This is a genomic window from Pseudomonas sp. 05N434 (assembly GCF_056396965.1).
The window spans coordinates 1-4,382 of the sequence record NZ_JBFTMK010000432.1 but is presented as its reverse complement, the minus strand read 5'-3'; the positions used below and the strand labels follow the sequence as shown (position 1 = coordinate 4,382).

The window sequence follows — 4,382 nt, the reverse complement described above, 5'->3', positions numbered from 1 at the left end:
CTTCTTGACGATACCGATCAGCAGCACCAGCCCGATCAGCGCCATGATCGAAAAGTCCTGGCCGCAGATCCACAGCATGATCACCGCCCCGAGCCCCGCCGAAGGCAGGGTCGAAATGATCGTCAGTGGATGCACGAAGCTTTCGTACAGCACGCCGAGAATGATGTACACCGCCACCAACGCCGCCAGAATCAACCACGGCTGGCTGGCCAGCGAACTCTGGAACGCCTGGGCCGCGCCCTGGAAGTTACCGCTGATGGCGGCCGGCATACCGATGTCAGCCTTGGCCTGGTTGAGCATGATCACCGCATCACCCAACGCCACGCCGGAAGCCAGGTTGAATGACAGGTTGGCCGCCGGGAACATTCCGTCGTGAGCGATGGACAACGGGCCGATGGTCGGCGCATCGAATTTCGCCAGGGCCGACAGCGGCACCATTTCCCCACTCAGCGGAGAGCRCAGGTAGAAATAGTTGAGGCTTTCGGCCTTGCCGCGCTGTTTGGTGTCCAGTTCCAGAATCACGTTGTACTGGTTGGTCTGGGTCTGGAATTCATTGATCTGCCGCTGGCCGAAGGCGTCGTACAGCGCTTCGTCGACATCGCTGGCGGTCAGGCCGAAACGTGCCGCCGCGCTGCGGTCGATGCTGATGTGGGTGATGCTGCCGCCCAGTTGCAAGTCGTTGGAAATGTCGCGGAACGCCGGGTTGCTGCGCAGTTTTTCCGTCAGGCGCTGGGTCCAGGTACTCAGGAGGGCACCGTCGTTGCTCTTGAGCACATATTGGTACTGGGCGCGGCTCGGGCCGGAACTGAGGTTGATGTCTTGCCCGGCGCGCAGGTACAGCACGATGCCCGGGACTTTCATCWGTTGCGGGCGAATCCGGTCGATGAACTGGCTGGCGGACACATCGCGGTCGCCACGCTTTTTCAGCGAAATCCAGAAGCGGCCGTTGGCGATGGTCTGGTTGCTGCCCGAAACACCGACCGAGTGCGAGAACGTCTCGACGGCGGGGTCGGCGGCGACGATTTCGGCCATCGCCAAGTGTTTTTTCACCATGTCGCCGTAGGAAATATCTGCAGCTGCTTCGGTGGTGCCGAGGACGAATCCGGTGTCCTGTACCGGGAAGAAGCCTTTGGGGATGAAAATGTAACCGGCAATGGCCAGCCCCAGCGACAGGCCGAACACACCGATCATCAATGTCTGATGGGCGAGGGCGCGGCGCAGGCCTTTGTCGTACAGCGCCAGCAAGCGCTCGCCGAAACCTGGTTTGCTGTGGGCATGATGCGCCGGTGCGCGCATGAACAGCGCGGCCAGCGTCGGTGCCAGGGTCAGGGACACCACCACCGAAATCAGGATGGTCGAGGTCGCGGTCAAGGCGAACTCCTTGAACAGCCGCCCGACCACGCCGCCCATGAACAGCAGCGGAATGAACGCCGCCACCAGCGAGAAACTGATCGAGACCACGGTAAAACCGATCTCGCCGGCGCCTTTGATCGCCGCCTCGCGCATGCCGTCGCCGGCCTCCAGGTGCCGGTGAATGTTTTCCACCACCACAATCGCATCGTCGACCACAAACCCGACGGACACCACGATCGCCACCAGCGTCAGGTTATTCAGGCTGAAGCCCATGATGTACATCAGGGCGAAACTGGCAGTCAGCGACACACCGAGCACCGCTGTCACGATCAGGGTCGCCGACAGTTGCCGCAGGAACAGCGCCATCACCGCCACCACCAGCAGGATCGCGATCAGCAGGGTGACTTCCACTTCATGCAGCGAGGCGCGGATGGTCTGGGTGCGGTCGATCAACACCTTGACCTGCACCGAAGCCGGCAACATGGCATTCAGTGTCGGCAGGGCCGCTTGAATTCGATCAACGGTCTCGACGATGTTGGCGCTCGGTTGCCGGAAAATCACCAGGTTCACCCCCGGCTGGCCGTCAGCCCAGGCCTGGATGTAGGCATCTTCGGAACCGTTGACCACTTTGGCCACGTCCTTGAGATGGACAGGGGCACCGTTCTTGTAGGAAACGATGAGTTGGCTGTAATCCTCGGGGTGGAACAACTGGTCGTTGGTGGACAGGGTCGAGATGCTCGACTCGCCGTACAACGCACCTTTGGCCTGGTTGAGGCTGGTTTTCTGGATCGCCAGGCGAATGTCCGCCAGGGTCAGGCCAATGGCGGCGAGTTTGTCCGCCGAGGCCTGCACGCGAATCGCCGGACGTTGCTGACCGGTGATGTTCACTTGGCCTACACCGTCGATCTGACTGATCTGACGGGCGAGTAGGGTTTCTACCAGATCGCTGAGTTCGGTGCCGGGCATTTGCGGTGAATTGATGCTGAGAATCAGCACCGGACTGTCAGCCGGGTTGACCTTGCGCCAGGTTGGCAGGTTGGGCATATCTTTGGGCAGTTTGCCGGCGGCGGTGTTGATCRCGGCCTGGACCTCCTGGGCGGCGGTGTCGATGCTTTTGTCGAGGGTGAATTGCAGGGTCAGGATGGTCGAGCCCAGGGCGCTGCTCGAGGTCATCTGGGTCACGCCGGGGATGGCGCTGAATTGCACTTCAAGCGGCGTGGCCACCGATGAGGCCATGGTCTCCGGGTTGGCGCCGGGCAGTTGCGCGGCCACCTGAATGGTCGGGAATTCCGCTTCCGGCAGTGGCGCAATCGACAGTCGCGGGAAGGCGATGACGCCGAGCAATATAAGGGCAAAGGTCAGCAGGACCGTCGCCACCGGATGATCGATGCACCACGCGGAAATGGAACCGTGGCCCTTCATGGTTTTGGCTCCGATTGGACCACTTGCGGTGGCTCGCTCAGTACCTGAACCGTCGAGCCGGGCTTGAGCCTCGATTGGCCGTCGCTGACCAGCACGTCGCCCGGTTTAACGCCTTTGATAATGTCCTGGCCGCTGCCTTGATAGACCATTTGCACCTGCACGGCTTCGACCTTGTCGCCGTTGACCCTGTACACGAAATGTTGATCGAGCCCGCGTTGTACGACCGTGGGCGGCACCACCAGCGCATTTTTATCCAGCGCCGTCTGAATCTTTACCGTCACCAGCAGGCCCGGCCAGAGTTTCTGTGCGGGGTTGGCGAATTCGGCCTTGGCGCGGATGGTGCCGGTGTTGGCGTTGATCTGGTTGTCGATCAGGGTCAGGTGACCTTCGCCCAGCAGGTTGCCGGTTTCACCGTCAGTGTCGGCGCCGATGTAAGCCTTGACCGGTGCTTGCTGTGGATTGTTGATCAGGCCTTGCAGGGTCGGCAGCATTTGCTGCGGCAGGGAAAACTCCACGGCGATCGGGTCGATCTGGGTCACCGTGAACAGACCTTGGGTGTCGGTCATGCGCAGGAAGTTGCCTTCATCGACTGTGCGAATACCAACGCGACCGGTGACTGGCGAGCGAATCTGTGTGTAGGAAAGCTGCACCAGAGCGGCGTCGATCGAGGCTTGATTGCCTTGGGCGGTGGCTTTGAGTTGGTTGACCAGGGCTTGTTGCTGGTCGTAGGTCTGCTTGGACACGCCGTCGTCGACCCTCAGCAATTTGTAGCGCTTGAGGTTGACCTGGGCCACTTGCAGTTGCGCCTGGCTTTCGCCCAGTTGCGCCCGGGCCTGGTCGAGGCTGGCGCGGATCGAGCGGTCATCGAGGGTGGCCAGCAGGTCACCCTGGTTCACCAGTTGGCCTTCCTTGACCAGCAGTTTGGTGAGGATGCCGTCGATTTGCGGGCGCACGACCACGCTGTGCAAGGACAACACCGAGCCGATGCCGCTGACGTAGCGGGGCACATCTTTTTCGACGACGCTGACCACCCGCACGGGAATGGCGGTGGGGGCGGCCAGTTTGGTGGCGGCGGGTTTGGTGGCGTACCAAACGCCCGTCGCTGCCAGGGCGATCAGAAGGGCGGCGAGCAGGGCGGTTTTTTTCTGAATTCGCATGCGAGTGGGGCGCCGGGCTGAGTGGTCTGGTTTTGTCAGGTTTATACCTTCCTTTATAAACCTGTTCGCCGGTCAGGAGCGTGACTGGTAACTGACGGCTCTGTCAGTTTGGACCTCCTTTGGTTGTTGCTGATTCCTTTGGTCTTGGCGGCCTTTGGGCCGACCATGTTCTTGTGGGTGGTGTACATATCCGTTGCTGCGGTAACGGCGGCTTATGGTTTCGCCCTTACGGCGAGTCCCTTTTGGCAAACGCCCCAAAAGGAACCAAAAGGTCTCGCCCCGAACGTACGGCCCCTCGCTGAGGCTCGGGGTTCCTTCGCTCCGGTATCCATCTGGGGGCATCGCCCTACGGTTGGCTTCGCTTCAACCTACATGCGATGTGTTCGACTGCGTCGAACGGCGCTGCGCGCCAATCCCCAGATGAACACCTCCACTCAGCCTCCCGAAGGG

At 61.2% G+C, this 4,382-nt stretch carries 2 protein-coding genes; both read right to left on the bottom strand.

Going from position 1 to position 4,382, the window contains the following annotated elements; all coding sequences use genetic code 11:
• Nucleotides 1-2,775, bottom strand: a 2,775-nt coding sequence (locus tag AC1DLB_RS22585) for an efflux RND transporter permease subunit (RefSeq protein WP_477785676.1), incomplete at its 3' end; no start/stop codon positions are given.
• On the bottom strand, nucleotides 2,772-3,932 hold the full coding sequence (locus AC1DLB_RS22580; RefSeq protein WP_064616210.1) for an efflux RND transporter periplasmic adaptor subunit: 1,161 nt from the start codon (nucleotides 3,930-3,932) through the stop codon (nucleotides 2,772-2,774). The genes AC1DLB_RS22580 and AC1DLB_RS22585, both read right to left, overlap by 4 nt.
• Nucleotides 3,933-4,382: the final 450 nt, after the last annotated feature.